Raw genomic sequence first — 15,754 nt, 5'->3', positions numbered from 1 at the left:
GTCCTATGCAGGATGGCACCTATCTCAGAGCCGAAGCTCGACACGGTCGGTCGAGATCACGACCGCGTCCGGACGATGGTCGGTGACGTCGGTCGCGTAGTGGAGTGCGTCGTTCCGGGTGCGGAACAGGCCACCCCCCAGGCCGTGGACCTCCATGGCGACCCAGCGCCCCTGGGGATCCTGGCCGACGATGAACCGTGTGGATGGGGACGGGGCCGCCTCGGAGACGATAGCGGCCGGGCTGGTGAGGGGCATGGAACGTCGGGGGTTCGCGCGATCCGTGGCTGGACCGCCCCCGTAAGCTGGACCCCGGCGCATCAGGGTTCGAGCGGGAGCCCGGGGCTTCCGCATCAGGGTCTCATCAGGATTCCGACGCAGTCCCCACCCGTGACCCGGCGGCGAGGGTTCGTAATCCGGCCGACACTCGAGACGAATGCTGGCAAGCTCAGAGAGCCGCCACCCGCAGCCGATTCGGGAAAGGAGAGGGCCGGCAACACGATCGCGCCCCCGGACGGGGACAGGCAGGCGGGATGATTGTCGATCCGAAGTCTGCGTTCTCGCGCTTCACGCCAGTCGATCGGCCTCGAACCAGCGCAGCAGGCCTGTCTGCGGATCGCAGTTCAGGTACTCGAACCGCTGCCTGTCCTCCGGAAGCACATAGACTTCGTGCCAGGTCCGGAGCTGGTTGGCGGAGCCGTAGTGACGGTAGCGCTGGATCGCAGCCCTGAAGATCGCGGCATGCGTGGCATGGCCCTCCGCCCAGCGCTCCATGTGGCTGAGGGAGAGGAAATAGGCGTGTGCGTGCGCTTCCGGCTGGGGCGCTCCCTCCGTGTCCGTCGTGCCCTGCCAGCGCATGCAGGCGCAGCCGGAGGGCAGGGGATTCTCGCCGAGGTAGTCCATGCCGGCTGCGAGGGGATCGCGCAGCTTGGCGTCGTAATCGGCGCGCTGCTCCCCATCCATGCGCGCCCAGCTGTTCGCGGAGCGGATGAGCGCGAGGTTGTGCGGCGGACGCACCGACCAGTGCTCGCCATAGCCGCGCCGCTCGGACCGGACCGCGAGTTCGGCGCCCGGAGGGGCGTCCAGGCGATCCGTCGCGGCCGCCGGGAGTCGGTCGCGCATGGCGCCGTAATATCCACAGAAGGGTGTCGGGAAGATCGCAACCTCCGGGCTCGCCATCAGGCCGGCGGGATAATCTTTCCAGTAGATGCTCTCCTGGCGCGCACGCGGCACCCAGAGAACCTCGCGCCAAGCGCCGTGGCGGCCGGTGAGCCGCTTCGGGTCGTGCCACCAGCCTTCCGCCGCCGGGTCCGCGGCCCAGCGCGCGAACCGCGCCGCCGAGACCCAGTACGCGCAGACGACATGCTCCACGCGTCCGCCGGACAGGGGCGCGCGTGCATGGTCGAGGCAGGTCGGCCCGTCGGCATGGCCGACGAGATGGGTGTCGATCCAGTGCCGCATCGGGTGGCCGTCGAGCTCGGCCTGGGCATCGGCCTGGGCCCCGAAGAAGGCGACGTGCAGTCCCGTCTCACCCTCCGGAAGGAGGAACGACCAGCGCTGGACCGCGGGCGTGAAGCCCGGTGGCTTGCGCAGCGGCGCGATGCGTTCGAGCGCCCCGAAGGCTTCGGGGGGCACCGCATCGAGGATCCGTGCACCACCGTGCCGTGGCGCTTCATCCGAACGAAGGGTCATGACGGCATTCTCTGAGCTCTGGAACCTCGGGACGGAGCATGCCCAGGATCGGCGTCGGAATCAGCACGCGTTCGCCGCAACGATCCGTGCGCAAACGTCGACCGGGCGAGGTCCGCCGTCATCGTCGCAGTTGGGTGAGGTTGCGCCCCGGCCTTGGCCGGGCGCCCAACCTTGGCCGGGTGCCCATGGCCCCGGAAGCCGCATGCAGATCCGAAACGTCGGCCCCGGCAACCTCACGTGCCCTCCCAGCCGTCCGCGAGATCATCGAGGATGCGCAGGCGAATCGCCATCGCGGTGACCGCCTCCCTCACGCGGCTCGCCATCAGGGGCGGACTGCTTTCGAGCCCGACCTTTGCGGTCAGGAGGCACATGAGGGAGGCTTCCTCCCAGTCCACCGGGGCGCCGGGGCCGATCCCGACGATGCCCCGGACCCAGCGGCAGCGCCGGAGCAGGGGCGCGCGCAAGGGCACGTGGGCGGTCACCACGATCGCCCGGCCGGTGAGGATAGTCGCGAGATCCTCCCCCTCAGTCACCGGCCCCCCGGCGCGAAGCTCGAGAGCGCTCCGAGGGCTCGGAGCCGTCAGGCCGGGCGGAGCATCCAGCCAGATCGCGCGCAGGCTGCCGGTGTCGTCCATCAATGCACGCCGAAGTAGGCCTTGTGGAGTTCGGCGTCCTCCCGGAGCGCCCGCGTCTCTCCCGAGGCCACGACGCTCCCCTGGGAGAGGACGTAGCCGTGATCGGCGACGTCGAGCGTCTGGCGCACGTTCTGCTCGACGAGCAGGATCGTCAGGCCCGTCTCCTTGAGGCGCCGGACGATGCCGAAGACCTCGGAGACGAACAGCGGCGAGAGACCGAGCGACGGTTCGTCGAACACCACGAGTTCGGGATCGGTCATGAGGCCGCGGGCGATGGAGAGCATCGAGCGCTCGCCCCCCGACAGGGTGCCGGCGAGCTGCGTGCGCCGCTCCCTGAGGCGCGGAAACACCGCGAACATCGCTTCCATCCGCTCGGCGACCTTGCCGGGGTCGGGATCGAGGAGTCCGCCGACTTCGAGGTTCTCCGCGACCGTCATCCGAGGCAGGACCCGGTTGCCCTCCGGGACGACGCCGATGCCGAGCGCCACGATCCTGTGCGGGGGAAGCCCGTCGAGGTTCGTGGTCCCGAAGCGGATCGTGCCCGAACGGACCCGGTTCAACCCCAGGATCGTCCGGATGAGCGTGCTCTTGCCGGCGCCGTTGGCCCCGAGGATGCAGGTGACCTCGCCGGGGCGGACGTCCAGGGAGACCTGCTTGAGCACATCGGCGCGGTCGTAGCCCGAACTGACCCCGGAGACCGAGAGGTGCCGCGAGGCGGCCTTGCGCACCGTGCTCAATGTCCGCTCCCCAGGTAGGCGGTCTGGACGTCCCGGTCCTCAATCAGGTCCTCGAAGGACCCCTCGAAGATCTTGCGGCCGAAATTCAGCACGACGCAGCGGTTCGAGACCCGGCGGATCACGTCCATCTCATGCTCCACGAGGATCACCGCGAGGTCCGGAGCCTCCCGCCGGAAATCGAGGAGGTCGTCCATCAGGCGGCGCGTCTCCTCCGGGGTCATGCCCGCCGACGGTTCGTCGAGGAGGAGGAGGCGCGGATTGGCGATCAGCGCGCGGCAGATCTCGATGCGGCGGCGGTCGATCATCGTGAAGCTCCCCGCCGGCTCGAACAGGGACGCGGCGATAGCCGGGTTGAACCGCATGGCGATGCCGTGCACCCGTTCGACCAGGGCGTCGATCTCCGCGCGCAGCCGGCGCCGACGGAACAACTGGGCCGCGAGGCCGAGATCCTGGTGGCGCAGGGCACCGAGGGCGATGTTGTCGAATACGCTCTGGTCGAGCATGAGCCGGCACCTCTGGAAGGTGCGCGCCACGCCGGCGCGTCCGATCGCCTGGGGCGATTTTCCGAAGATGTCCGCCTCGGCGAGGGCCGCCGTGCCCGCCGAGGGGCGGTAGAGGCCGGTGAGCACGTTGAAGAACGTGGTCTTGCCCGATCCGTTCGGGCCGACGAGGCCGATGGTCGTGCCGGGGTCGACGGAAATGTCGAGCCCGTCGAGGGCGGTGAGGCCTCCGAAACGCATGGTCAGGCCGGAGCAGGTGAGCAGGGGCGCGGTCATGAGGGACGCAGTCATGGTCTCAGCCTCCCGTCCGGCCGCCGAGGATGCGCAAGGGGCGCGGCAGAAGACCGCTCGGGCGGAAGCGCAGGATCGCGATCACCACGGCGGCGAAGATCAGCAGGCGGTACTCCTGGATCGCCTGAAGTTTCTCGGGGAGGACGAGGATGATGGCCGCGGCCGCCACCGTCCCCCAGACGTTGCCGAGGCCGCCGAGGACCACGATGGAGAGCAGGGTCAGGGATTCGCCGAAGCCTGCGCCGTTGGGGTTCACGAACCCGTTCATCATTCCGTAGAGCGCGCCGGCGACGCCGATCATGGCATTGCCGAACAGGAAGGCGGTGGCCTTCCAGCGCGCCGGCGACAGGCCGAAGGTGGACGCCGCGATGGGGTCGGTGCGCACGGCGTCGATGGCGATGCCGATCCAGGAAAGCTCCAGGCACCGCATCGCCGCGAAGGCCAGGGCGAAGAGGATCGCCGCCGCCAGGGCGTAGGGCAGGTAGAACGAGACCTCGTAGCCGGCCACGGCACTGACGGCCCCGAAATCGAGGCCGAACGGCGCGAAACTCGGGATCTTCAGGCCCTGGGGTCCGCCAAGGGTATCGTTCACCTCCAGCAGGTTGCGCAGCAGCACGCCGAAGGCGATGGTCACGAGGGCCACGTAGTGGCCACGCGTCCGCAGGACGGGCAGCAGCAGGAGCAGGCCGAGGGCGGCGGTCACGAGTCCGCCCGCCGCGAGCACCGCGAGGTGCGGGAGCGCGGTGTGTCCCGCCAGCACGGCGGCGGTGTAGGCACCGAGGGTGAAGAACGCCGCCGAGGCGAAGTTGGCGATGCCGCCGAGCGCCATCTGGATGTTGAGGCCGATGCAGGCCGTGGCGGAGAGCGCCACCGTCGCGACCATGAGGAGGGCGTAGTGCTCCTCGCGGAAGATCCACAGGAGAACCAGGGTCGCCAGGGCCGCGGTGGCGTTCGCGATCCCGCGCTGGCTGCGGCAGGCGGCGACCGCCGCTCGGCCGGTCGGCGTCCGGTCGAGGACGACGAGGGCGGCCAGGAAGGCGAGGAGAATCCCGAGGATCTCCCACTCCCGCTCGGCCCCCAGGAGACAGGCCAGGGCGGCGAAACTCAGGATCGGCACCGCGACCGCGGCGATGCGTTCGAACGGGGCGCCCGCGGCCGCAGGGGCAGCGCCGGAGAGCTGGATCTCGGCAGAGTTCATGGTCAGACCCGCTCGCTGGAATGTTCGGAGATCAGGCCCGTGGGAAACAGGCCGATAAGCACGATCACCACCGCGAAGGCCGCCACGTCCTTGTAGGCGCTGGCGGAGGGCACGGAGATCGTGACGAGAGTCTGGACGCCGGCGAACAGGAAGCCGCCGAGGATGGGTCCGAGCAGGCTGCCGAGCCCGCCCACCACAGCGGCGGCGAAGCCGATCACGCCGAGAACGAGACCCATGCTGAAGTTGATCTCGCGGTAGTAGAGCCCGAGCATGCAGCCCGCGATGGCGGCGAGCGCCGAGCCGAGGGCGAAAGTCCCGAGCACCGTGCGGCGGAAATCGATGCCGGACAGACAGGCCACCTCGGGATCCTGGGCGACCGCACGGATCGCCAGCCCGAGACGGGTGCGCGTGACGAGGCGATGGGTGGCGAAGATCACCGCAAGGCCCGCCACGAGGATGATCACGCTGTCGAGCCCGACACTGAAGGAGCCCGCCGTGATGCGCTGTTCCGGAAGCAGGGCCGGGAACGGCTTGGGGTTGCCGCCGTTCGGCACGCCGAGGCGGATCGCCTCGCGCAGGATGGTGCCGGCCATCAGGGTGATCAGCAGGACGTTGACGGGCGGCGCGTTGCGCAGGGGCAGCACGAGGGTGCCGCCGATCAGGACGCCCGCCGCCATGCCGGCCGCGATGGCGGCCAGGAGCCCGAGGATCAGGGCGAGGCCCGGCACGGGAACGAGGGAGCCCACGAAGGCGACGGCACCGAGGGCCGCGAAAGCGCCGAGGGTGACGACATCGCCGTGCGAGAACTTGATCACGTCGAGGACGCCGAAGAACAGCGAGAACCCCACGGCGATCATCGCGTAGATGACGCCCAGCATCAGTCCATTGAACAGATGCTGGGCCAGAAAGCCGAAATCCATCCTGTGCTCCCGCGTGTTACGAGATGATCGAAGGGGCGGGCCTAACCGGCCCTGTTCATCAGCGCCGGGCGGGCACCAGGGCCTTCTTTCCGGCCGCATAGTCGCTGTCCGGCCAGTAGACCCACTTCCCACCCTGCGCGACGTAGACGTTCGCGTTCACGAGGTTCTGACGGTGATCGTCGAAGTTGATCTCGCCGATGAGGGACGGGTAGCCTTTGGTGCCGTTCAGCTCGGTCGTGACCTTCGCCCGATCGGGCCCGACCTTCTCGACGGCATCCATGATCAGGTTCGCGGCGGAATAGGCGAACGGGCCGTAGGCATCGGGATCCTCCCGGAACCCGGCCTTCCCGTAGGCTTCGGTGAAGGCCTGACCGTTGGCGTATTTCGAGAGGGGCGCGCCGTTATGGAACGAGACGGTTCCCTCTGCGGCGGCGCCCGCACCTTCGAGGAAGCCCGCCGTCATGATCCCCGAGACCCCCGCCATGCGGGCCTCGATCCCGAGACGCTCCATCTGCGAGCGGACGCGGACGCCGAGGGGCGTCAGGCCGCCGATGAAGACGAGGTCCGGCCTCAGCTCCTTGATCCGCGTCAGTTCCGCCGTGAAATCCTGCTGGTCGGGCGCGACCGCGAAGGTCGCCAGGATCTCGCCTCCGGCCGGCTTGAGATATTCGGAAAAGTACTTGTTCTGTCCTTTGCCGTAATCCGTCGTGTCGTGGATCACCGCGACGGTCTTGAAACCGTGCTCCGAGAGGAACGACGCCGCGAGCTTGCCTTCGTTGATCATCGTGCCGTTCACACGGTGGATCTGTTTATGCGCGTTGCCGTAGGTGATCTCCGGCAGGATGGCGCCCCAGACCACCACCGGGAGCTTGAAGCGGGCGTAGGTGTCGACGGTCGCGATCCCGACGGCCGAGCAGTAATGGGTGATGCCGGCCGTGACCGAACGGTCCGCGGCGGCCTTGGTCGCGACCTGGACGCCGATGTTCGGCTTGCATTCGTCGTCGAAGACGGCGAGCTCGTAGAGGTATCGGCTCTTCGGATCCGCGTTCCAGATCTGCACGGCGAGCAGCGACGAGTTGCGCCCACCCATGCCGGCAGCGGCGTTGCCGCCCGTCAACGGCCCGATGAAGGCGATCTTCACCGTATCCTTCGCTTCCGCCATCCGCGCCGGGCCCAGAACGGTCACGGCCGCCAGCAGCGTGTTCGCCAGTACTCGAAGCATGTGGATCCCCCCAATTCGACGCGAGGGTAACCGCAGCCCGAGCGACGCGGGACTGGAAAAACGCGCACAGCCCCCTGCGGAAGTTCCGCTGAAAACTGCAGCGCGCCCTGCCACTTCTTGCATCAATACGCCGCCCGTTTAAGCGATGCCGATTGGTCCGACGCTCCCTTGGGGCCCATTGTCGATCCGTGCTCGGCGCATCGAACGCTCGGTCCCTGTCACTGCTAGGCGCTTGCCGCACGCCGAGGTACCGTTCGGCATCCGTGGCCTCACACCCGAGTCGTCCGTGTTCGACTGGAACGACCTGACGTTCTTTCTGGAACTCGCCCGGCATGGGCGCCTCATGCCGGCGGCCAAGCGGCTGAGGGTCGACCACACGACGGTCAGCCGTCGCGTCGCCGAGCTCGAGCGCTCCATCGACGCGAAACTCTTCGACCGCCGCCCCGATGGCTTCATCCTGACCGAGCACGGGCACAGGCTGCTGGCGGTCGCGGAGGCCATCGAGGCGCAGGCGCTCTCGGTCCCCGGGGTGCTCGGCTCGTCGGTCGGGACGGAACCCGCCGGGCGGGTCCGGGTGGCGAGCATGGAGGGAATCGCGGCCTTCTATCTCAGCGGGCGCTTCCGCGAACTCGCCCGGACCCATCCGGGCATCGTGATCGAGCTCGTCACCGAACGCCACCTGATCAACCTCACCAAGCGCGAGGCCGACATCTCCGTCAGCTTCGTCCCACCCCAGGGGCCGCGCCTGAAGGTCCAGCGGATCGGGGCGATCCGCCTCGCCCTGTTCGCCGCGCCAGCCTACCTGGCCGATCGGGGTACACCCACGGAGCGATGTGAACTCCAGCGGCACGACTTCGTGGATTACGTGGAGGATCTCCTCGCCATAGACACGGTGCACTGGCTCCTGGACATCCTGCAGCCGGAGAGCGTGGTCTTCCGGTCGACGAGCCTCGCCGCACAGCAGAACGCGGTGGCCGCCGGGTTCGGGATCGGGCTGTTGCCGCTGTTCTGTTCGAAGCGCGAGCCTAGTCTGGTGCCCGTCCTTCCCGACACCGCCGTCGTCATGCGGGACGTGTACCTGTCCGTGCACGAGGACATCGAACATCTCGGTCGCGTCCGTGCGGTGACCCGCTTCCTCACCGGGCTGTTCGATCGCGAGAACGCGTATCTGACACGCTTCTGACCGGCTCCGTGGGCGAGGCCGCGATCGCCGGCGCATACCGGGTCAGCCCCGTGCAGGTCTGCAAACCCCTTTGCAGCGAAAGGCTCTCAACGGCGGTCGCGGCCCCCTGTTATCGGTTCCCCCGAAGGTCCCAAGGTCGAACCGGTTCGAGGTGGAACGGGCGAGACATCGCGGTTCCGCGCCGGGGAGAAAAACCCGCACGGCGGCATCGGCGAACTTTCGCGGATCACCCAGGCAGAGAGGTCGCAGATGGGTCAGCTTCCACGCTTCAAGGTCGCGGCCGTGCACGCCGCCCCGGTCTTTCTCGACAAGGCCGCGACCACCCGAAAGGCCGTTTCGATTCTTCGGGAAGCGGCTCGCGCCGGCGCGGAGTTCATCGCCTTCCCGGAAACCTACATCCCGGCCTTTCCCGTCTGGGCGGCCCTGTGGGCGCCCATCGAGAACCACGACCTGTTCCAGCGCATGGTGACCGAATCCGTCTTCGTGGACGGGCCGGAAGTGACCGAGATCCGGCACCAGGCCCGGCAACTCGGCGTCTTCGTCTCCATCGGCATCAGCGAGCGCTCGCCGGCCAGCGTCGGCTGCCTGTGGAACACCAACCTTCTCATCGGCGATGACGGCGCCATCCTCGTTCACCACCGCAAGCTGGTGCCGACCTTCTATGAGAAGCTCGTCTGGGCTGCCGGGGACGGCGAGGGTCTGCGCGTGGCCGACACCCGGATCGGGCGCCTCGGCGGGCTGATCTGCGGCGAGAACACCAACCCCCTCGCGCGGTTCGCGCTGATGGCGCAGGGCGAGCAGGTCCACGTCTCGTCCTGGCCGCCGATCTAGCCGACGCGTCCGCCGGCGGAAGACGGCAATTTCGACAACGTTGCGGCCAACCGGATCCGGGCGAGCGCCCATTCGTTCGAAGCCAAGGCCTTCGGCATCGTGACCGCCGGCTTCATGGACAGTGCCATGCGGGACGCCCTCGTCGGACGCGACGCAAGGGCCGCGCGCGTCCTCGACGAAACGCCGCGCGCCGCATCCTTCGTCATCGATCCCACCGGACGCCAGATCAGCGAAGTCCTTCAGAACGAGGAAGGCATCGTCTACGCCGACATCGACCTCAACGCCTGCATCGAGCCGAAGCAGTTCCACGATGTCGTCGGGTATTACAATCGCTTCGACATCTTCGACCTCACGGTTCGACGCCGGCGCCAGCAGCCCGCCACCTTCCACGACGGCGATGCTGCAGCGACGGACGAGACGGGGCGCGCGACGGCCGAATCCTTGCCCGCCCCCGCCCTTGGGCACGACCGTTCGAACGGTGTTCGGATGGACGGGGATCTGCGGTAGGGCGGACCCCAGCGGCCACCCGGCCTCCTTCGAGCGCCAGGTCGTCAGCCCGGCGGAGCGGGTCGGGGCGGAGAAGCCAAGCCGATCGGAGGCCCGGCAAGTGCGGCGCGCGTACAGGCGTCAGGCGCGGCTCGCGAACGGTCGAGCCAGAACCCGGGATTGTCGGAACCGGACCGGTCACGGCGGTGCATGAGCCAGGACACCGCCCAGGCCAGGACGAAAGCGCCGATGATTCCGAACCCGAGCGTATCGTAATGGTCGGAGATGCTGCCGAGCCAGGTCCCGTGCCCGCTCTGTGATCCGAACCGGTCGGCGACGATATCGATGGCCTCCGACGTGCCGATCACCAGGGCGACCACGACGGACAGGAGGGTGACGACGAGGTTGTAGAGAAGCTTCCTCTGCGGCTGCACATACGCCCAGCTGTAGGCCCCGAGCATCAGCACGCCATCGGTGGCATCGACCAGCGTCATGCCGGCGGTGAAGAGGGCTGCGAACACGAGGACGAGCCAGAGATCCGCCCCGCTCCCGGCCTGTGCCGCCGAGAGGCCGAACAGGCTCACTTCCGTGGCCGTCTCGAAGCCGAGCGCGAAGAGCAGGCCCAACGGGTACATCTGCCAGGACCGCGTGATCAGCCCGAACAGGGGACGCAGGATCCGGGTCAGGAGACCCTGATGCGCGGGCGGCATGCGCTCGGGATCCCGGGGGACGTCCCGCCCCCGGCGCAGGCGCCAGAAGGCGCGGCAGACGCCGGCCAGAACCACGCAATTGACGAGGCTGATGAGGATCAGGAACGTCGCCGACACGCCCGTCCCGACTAGGCTTCCCAGCTCCCGGTATCGCCCCGGGACATCGAGCATGCTGGTCGTGGCGAGCGCGACGAAGGTGGCCGCGACGACGACGACGGTGGAGTGACCGAGCGCGAACCAGAGACCGACGGCGATCGGTCGCTGGCCCTCCTGCATCAGCTTGCGCGTGACGTTGTCGATCGCCGCGATGTGATCCGGATCGACGCCGTGCCGCACCCCGAGGACATAGGCCAGGAATGCCGTCGAGAGCAGGGCCGGGTTGCCGGCGAAGAGATCGTACGCCCAGGCCCAGACCGCGACGTTCGCGGAAACCAGGAACAGGTACAGCACGCCGATCTTCCGCCGCACCGAGCCGGGCAGGTGAGGGTCGGTCGGACGGGTGGCGGTCAAGAGTTCACTCCGGTTGGCCGTCCTGGCCACGGCAGCCCGTCATCGCGGCAGGGTCACCGCTTCCATACGGGCAGGCTGTCTGCCCGCGGCCGAGGATTGCCCCGGGATGGAGGCGGAGATGCGTCGGATGAGGCATCGTCCGCCCGGATCTCTCGATCCACGCGCGGTCAGGCCCGAGACCCCGTTGCGATGCCGGGCAGGATCTCGGGCGGCATCACGCGTTCGAGGGCGTTCAGCCAGCACTCGTAGTAGTCCCAGTCCGGGTCGTCGCGGGCGTGGGACGCCTCCCACGCGGTGATCTCGGCGATCAGCGCCTGCCGGAACGCCTCCCATTCGAAGTGCCCGTCCCGGGCGAGCGCCACGGCCAGGCCGAACGCCTGCCGCTCCCAGGGCTGATGGAAGCAGAGGCTGCCATTGGCCCGGGGGGGCGTATCGGACTGCCCCAACATGCTGGCGACGGCGAAGTGCTCGAAGCTCGTCTGCATGGGGGACGCCTCAGGCGGCCTGCGGCAACGCGATGGCGACACCCATCATCGTCTCCGGGGTGACCAGCGCCGCGAGTTCGTCCTCATTCATGCCCTGGGTGCCGTCCGGCCGCTCGGGCACGACGAACCAGCGGATCTGGGCCGAGCTGTCCCAGGTCCGGATCTCCTTCGACGGCGCGACCTCCAGCCCGAACTCCTTGAGCACGGCACGCGGCTCACGGGCCGCGCGGGCACGGAAGGATGGGTCCTTGTACCAGTAGGGCGGGAGACCCAGGACCGGCCACGGATAGCACGAGCAAAGCGTGCAGATGATGAGGTTGTGGACGTCCGGCGTGTTCGCCACGGCCCGCATGTGCTCGCCCTCGGCCCCTGCCGCTCCCGTCGGGAGCCCGAGTTGCGCGACGGCCGCCATGGTATCGGTCACGAGCAGGGCCTTGAAGGCGTCGTCGACCCAGGCCCGGGCGACGAGCTTCGCGCCGTTGAAGGGCCCCATCTCGGTCGCAAAGGTCTCCATCACCTTGTCGACGGTCTGGTCCGTGATGACGCCCTTCTCGATCAGCAGGGCTTCCAGCGCCCGCACGCGCGCCGCGTTGCGCTTCTCGCGGTCCTCGGAATAGGCGAAACGATCAGTCATGGGGTTCCTACCTTGTCGATGCCGGTTCGCTGCCGTCGACGGGTGATCGCGGGCGAAAGGGTCCGGGCGAAGGTCTTCGCGGGGCGGGCGGGTGAGGGGTCCTCGACGAGTGCGTCTCGTCGAGGATCGGATCTAGGCGGCGGCCTGCTGCGCCACCGGGCGCAGGTAGGCGTCGAACAGGTCCGCGTAGAGGAAGAAGCCGGGTTCGGCATTGCCCGGCCACAGGTGCTGCGGATCGAACTTGATGCAGTAGACCGGCATCGCCGGGCCGATGCCGTCCGGGCCGGTCGAGCACAGGTAGCTGAACGCGTCGTCGTAGACGGTCTCGACGACACCGACCTTGTTGCGCAGGTAGCCGGGCAGGCGGGTATGCTCCACCGTGGGCGGGTCGCCGATGAGGACGGTGTCGCCGACGGCGAAGCGAGGCTTGTCCGCCCATTGATGCCAGGGCGAGTCCCCGTCGATGAGGTACGTGTGGATGCGGTCGTCGACCTCCGGCGTACCGCCGGACGACAGAGGCTTTGCCGGATCGGCGAGGTACTCGTCCGTCCGGGCGTCGAGCTCCGCCTGCGTGATGTAGCCGTGGGCGACGAAGTAGCCCGAGATTCCGCCGAGCCACTTCTCGTAGTAGCGGTATTTGAAGTAATCGAACGGATTCATCGCCTCCGCGCCCTTGCGAAGGTCGGCCCAGGTCCAGATCGTCTTGAAGGTGCTCGATGTCTGCGGCAGGTTCAGCTGCGGGCTGAGCGCCATCATCGCGGTGTGGATGCCGAAGATGCGTTCCTCCCAGGGCTCGACGAAGACGCGGAGTTCCGGAACGACGGGGTCGAGGCCTTCGAGGCCGCCGAGGGTGTGCTGAAGTTTCATGTGACCTCCGGTTTTAGCGAACCGTCGCGGGGGCGGTGGAACGTTGCGTCAGCGCCTGTGCCAGCATCTCCGAGACGATGCCGAAGAGGGCTCCCACCAGCATCGAGAACCCGGCCACGAGGGTGGGATGGGTGATCCCTCCGTCGAGCACGCCGTGGCCGGTCGCCTGCGTCGTGCCGACGAGGGAGGCGAAGCCGAAGACGATGGCCGGTGGATAGCCGAGGAACCCCGCCGATGCGGCCAGGATCATGAGGCCGCTGCCGACGCCCACCGAGACGGCGGCGACGACGGGCGATCCCGGTGCGAGCGAGATCACGAGCAGGCACAGGCTCGCGATGACGATGCCGATCCAGTTCGACGCGACCGATTTGACGAGCCCGGGAACGCCGCCACCGCAGGCGAAGAACGAGGCCCACGCGATGAAGGTGACCCAGACGGGGATCGGAAGCGCGGTGGCCGTGAGATAGGTGTCGAGCCCTCCGAGGACGGCGATGCTGGTGGCCAGGGCAAGTGTCGGGGACATTCGGGGCACTCCTGTCGGAACGGGGCGGTACGTGTCTTCAGGCGGCGGCGCGGCGCGCGATGCAGGCGTGCACCTCGGCCTCGATCGCAGTCCGGTCGAGGTTGCGCCCGATGAAGACGATCTCGCCGCGTCGCATCTCACCTGGCCGCCACGGACGCCCGGGCCGGCCGTCCAGCGTCATGTGGACGCCGTGGAAGACGTAGCGGCGCGCCTCGCCCCGCACGGGCACGATGCCCTTGATCCGGAAGATATCGGAGCCCTTGGCCTGGACGAAGGTGTTGAGCCATTTGAAGAACGGCGCCGGGTCCAGGTCGTCCTCGATCGTCAGCGCGACGCTCGTAATCGCGTCGTCGTGCTCGTGCTCGAGATCGGACAGGAGCTCGGGCTCGATGGCGAGGGCGTTCTTGAGGTCGAAGGCCCGGATGCCCAGCACCTCGGCGGCCGGCACCGTCCCGTCCCGGACGCGCAGGATGCGCGCGAGGGGATTGAGGCGGCGCAGGTCCGTTTCGCGCAGCGCGAGCGTGTCTCCATCGACGAGATCGGTCTTGTTCAGCACCAGGAGGTCCGCGAAGGCGATCTGCTCGGCCGCGATGTTCTCGCCGCCGGCCGCCTCGGCCTCCGCGCCCATGGCGAGCCAGATCGGATTGTGGAGCGCATCGACGACGGTGACGAGCGCGTCCAGTTCCGTGCTCGCCCGCAGCCGCTCGTCCAGGATGAAGCTCTGGATGACCGGCGCCGGATCGGCGAGGCCCGTCGTCTCGATCAGGATCCGGCGGACCCGCTGGGGCCGCGCGAGCAGACGCTCGATGGTCGAGACGAGATCCGCCCGCACCGTGCAGCAGATGCAGCCGTTGTTGATCTCGATGATGTCCTCGTCGACGCCGACGACGAGTTGGCCGTCGATGCCGACCGCCCCGAACTCGTTGACGATGACGGCGGTCCCTTCCGCCCCCTCCTGGGCCAGCAGCTGGTTCAGGAGGGTGGTCTTGCCCGAGCCGAGGAAGCCCGTGAGAACCGTCACCGGGACTTTGCCGTTGGTCTCCGACATCAGACACACTCCTCAGAAGTCTTGCACTTTCGAAAGCAAGGCTAGGACCATCGAACCTTGATGGCCAGCTTGACGAGGCGGCAGTTTCCGCCAAACGGACTGCAGATCGCGACAGTCTCTCCATGCTGCCGCAAGCTTGGACATCCCCTGCCTACCGAATTTGCAGGATGGGCGCGCCCGCCGGATCGGACTGCGCACCGGCGGTTCGCGCGGTCCCCTGGGAACGCTGCCGATAGTCGCCCGGGGAGGTCCCGAGATGGCGCAGGAAGGCACGGCGCAGGGTATCGGTCGATCCGAAGCCGCACTGATGGGCGACCTGTTGGATTCCCGTCGTCCCGGTTTCGAGGCAGTTGCGGGCGGCCTCGACCCGTGCCGCCTCGACGTATCGGGCCGGCGTCGTGTGCATCGCCTCCCTGAAGAGGCGCATCAGGCTTCTCTCGCTCATGGCCGCCCGGCGCGCCAGATTGGCGAGGGAGAGGTCCGCGGACAGGTTGGTGCGCACGAAATCCGCTATCTCGCCGAGCTGGGATTGTTCCGCGAGAAGGACCCGGGGGTGCACGCCGAACTGCGACTGCCCAACCGGCCGAGGCAGGGGGACGACGCGGGCCCGGGCGACGGCGCGCGAAACGCCGGATCCGCAATCCTGCTCGATGAGGGCGAGGGCGAGGTCGATGCCCGCGGTGACGCCCGACGCGCTGTAGATGTGTTCGTCGCGGACGAAGATCCGGTCGGGTTCGACCCGGACCCCCGGGTAACGCGCCGCCAATGCGTCGGCGTCCCGCCCCTGCGCGGTTGCGCGCCGGCCTTCCAGGAGGCCGGCCTCAGCCAGGATGAAGGCTCCGTTGCAGATGGAGGCGATCCGCCGCGTCGTCGGTGCCTTTTCCAGGAGCCAGGCCCTCAGGGCCGGCTCCTGCGTCCCGCCTTCGATGGCGGGGCTGCCCACGACGAGGAGGGTATCGAAGATTTCGCGGGCCTCGCCGATGAGCCGATCCGGGAGGATGCGAAGGCCGGACGATGCCAGGATCGGGCCGGGGGCCGTGCCGAGCAGGGAGACCGCGTAGTGGACCGGTGCGTCGGGGATCCGGTCGACCTGAGCGAACGTATCCACCGGACCGACGATGTCGAGGGCCGGGGATCCGCCCGGGGCGACGATGCCGACGTTGATCACGCGGCGTTCGGGATCGGACATCGGTCTACTGTGCCGGGACGTGAACGGGTCGATGGCGCCGGTCGGAACGGCCGATGCCGCTCCGACCGGAAGCAGGGCCGCGCCGCCCGAGGGTCG

The 15,754-nt window shown here is 68.5% G+C and carries 16 protein-coding genes and 1 pseudogene; 2 read left to right on the top strand and 15 right to left on the bottom strand.

Annotated elements, in window-relative coordinates; translation table 11 throughout:
• Nucleotides 1-24: 24 nt before the first annotated feature.
• The 8 genes from OF380_RS24490 to OF380_RS24455 form a co-directional block, all read right to left on the bottom strand.
• Entirely contained in the window at nucleotides 25-255 is a 231-nt protein-coding gene (locus tag OF380_RS24490; RefSeq protein WP_264048245.1) for a hypothetical protein, read from the bottom strand.
• Between the two features lie 309 nt (nucleotides 256-564).
• Nucleotides 565-1,689 carry a phenylacetaldoxime dehydratase family protein gene (locus OF380_RS24485; RefSeq protein WP_264048244.1) on the bottom strand — a complete coding sequence of 375 codons (1,125 nt, stop codon included), beginning with the start codon at nucleotides 1,687-1,689 and terminating at the stop codon, nucleotides 565-567.
• Nucleotides 1,690-1,922: 233 nt separating this feature from the next.
• Nucleotides 1,923-2,324 (bottom strand): hypothetical protein, encoded by a 402-nt coding sequence (locus tag OF380_RS24480; RefSeq protein WP_264048243.1) that lies wholly within the window; start codon nucleotides 2,322-2,324, stop codon nucleotides 1,923-1,925.
• Complete coding sequence (locus OF380_RS24475) at nucleotides 2,324-3,052, bottom strand: ABC transporter ATP-binding protein (RefSeq protein WP_264051475.1); 729 nt, start codon at nucleotides 3,050-3,052, stop codon at nucleotides 2,324-2,326. Before OF380_RS24475 ends, OF380_RS24480 begins: the two co-directional genes overlap by 1 nt.
• A gap of 5 nt (nucleotides 3,053-3,057) precedes the next feature.
• A complete protein-coding gene (locus OF380_RS24470) occupies nucleotides 3,058-3,852 on the bottom strand; it encodes an ABC transporter ATP-binding protein (RefSeq protein ID WP_264048242.1) in 795 nt (264 codons plus the stop codon).
• A gap of 4 nt (nucleotides 3,853-3,856) precedes the next feature.
• Nucleotides 3,857-5,050, bottom strand: coding sequence for a branched-chain amino acid ABC transporter permease (locus OF380_RS24465; protein ID WP_264048241.1), 1,194 nt, complete (start codon nucleotides 5,048-5,050; stop codon nucleotides 3,857-3,859).
• Between the two features lie 2 nt (nucleotides 5,051-5,052).
• Complete coding sequence (locus tag OF380_RS24460) at nucleotides 5,053-5,970, bottom strand: branched-chain amino acid ABC transporter permease (protein ID WP_264048240.1); 918 nt, start codon at nucleotides 5,968-5,970, stop codon at nucleotides 5,053-5,055.
• 58 nt (nucleotides 5,971-6,028) lie between these two features.
• Nucleotides 6,029-7,192 carry a branched-chain amino acid ABC transporter substrate-binding protein gene (locus tag OF380_RS24455; RefSeq protein WP_264048239.1) on the bottom strand — a complete coding sequence of 388 codons (1,164 nt, stop codon included), beginning with the start codon at nucleotides 7,190-7,192 and terminating at the stop codon, nucleotides 6,029-6,031.
• A gap of 286 nt (nucleotides 7,193-7,478) precedes the next feature.
• Between OF380_RS24455 and OF380_RS24450 the strand changes: the two genes are divergently transcribed.
• Together OF380_RS24450 and OF380_RS24445 are read left to right on the top strand one after the other, a co-directional pair.
• On the top strand, nucleotides 7,479-8,375 hold the full coding sequence (locus OF380_RS24450) for a LysR family transcriptional regulator (RefSeq protein ID WP_264048238.1): 897 nt from the start codon (nucleotides 7,479-7,481) through the stop codon (nucleotides 8,373-8,375).
• Nucleotides 8,376-8,624: 249 nt separating this feature from the next.
• Nucleotides 8,625-9,713 (top strand): annotated as a pseudogene (locus tag OF380_RS24445) (carbon-nitrogen hydrolase family protein).
• A gap of 44 nt (nucleotides 9,714-9,757) precedes the next feature.
• Here OF380_RS24445 and OF380_RS24440 read toward each other — a convergent pair.
• The 7 genes from OF380_RS24440 to OF380_RS24410 all read right to left on the bottom strand — a co-directional run bounded on the left by OF380_RS24440 (nucleotide 9,758) and on the right by OF380_RS24410 (nucleotide 15,658).
• Nucleotides 9,758-10,912: a HoxN/HupN/NixA family nickel/cobalt transporter gene (locus OF380_RS24440; protein WP_264048237.1), complete on the bottom strand. Its 1,155-nt coding sequence runs from the start codon at nucleotides 10,910-10,912 to the stop codon at nucleotides 9,758-9,760.
• Between the two features lie 167 nt (nucleotides 10,913-11,079).
• The gene (locus OF380_RS24435; protein WP_264048236.1) at nucleotides 11,080-11,397 is read right to left on the bottom strand and encodes a nitrile hydratase accessory protein; all 318 of its coding nucleotides are present in this window, start codon (nucleotides 11,395-11,397) and stop codon (nucleotides 11,080-11,082) included.
• A gap of 10 nt (nucleotides 11,398-11,407) precedes the next feature.
• Nucleotides 11,408-12,031: a nitrile hydratase subunit alpha gene (gene nthA / locus OF380_RS24430; protein WP_264048235.1), complete on the bottom strand. Its 624-nt coding sequence runs from the start codon at nucleotides 12,029-12,031 to the stop codon at nucleotides 11,408-11,410.
• A 132-nt stretch (nucleotides 12,032-12,163) separates the two neighbouring features.
• The gene (nthB, locus tag OF380_RS24425) at nucleotides 12,164-12,898 is read right to left on the bottom strand and encodes a nitrile hydratase subunit beta (RefSeq protein WP_264048234.1); all 735 of its coding nucleotides are present in this window, start codon (nucleotides 12,896-12,898) and stop codon (nucleotides 12,164-12,166) included.
• A gap of 13 nt (nucleotides 12,899-12,911) precedes the next feature.
• A complete protein-coding gene (locus OF380_RS24420; protein ID WP_264048233.1) occupies nucleotides 12,912-13,421 on the bottom strand; it encodes a DUF1097 domain-containing protein in 510 nt (169 codons plus the stop codon).
• 37 nt (nucleotides 13,422-13,458) lie between these two features.
• Nucleotides 13,459-14,469, bottom strand: coding sequence for a CobW family GTP-binding protein (locus tag OF380_RS24415; protein WP_264048232.1), 1,011 nt, complete (start codon nucleotides 14,467-14,469; stop codon nucleotides 13,459-13,461).
• A gap of 151 nt (nucleotides 14,470-14,620) precedes the next feature.
• The gene (locus OF380_RS24410) at nucleotides 14,621-15,658 is read right to left on the bottom strand and encodes a GlxA family transcriptional regulator (protein ID WP_264048231.1); all 1,038 of its coding nucleotides are present in this window, start codon (nucleotides 15,656-15,658) and stop codon (nucleotides 14,621-14,623) included.
• Nucleotides 15,659-15,754 lie beyond the last annotated feature (96 nt).

The sequence above is a fragment of the Methylobacterium sp. FF17 genome (assembly GCF_025813715.1).
GTDB lineage: Bacteria > Pseudomonadota > Alphaproteobacteria > Rhizobiales > Beijerinckiaceae > Methylobacterium > Methylobacterium flocculans.
This window is presented reverse-complemented; position numbering and strand designations above follow the sequence as displayed.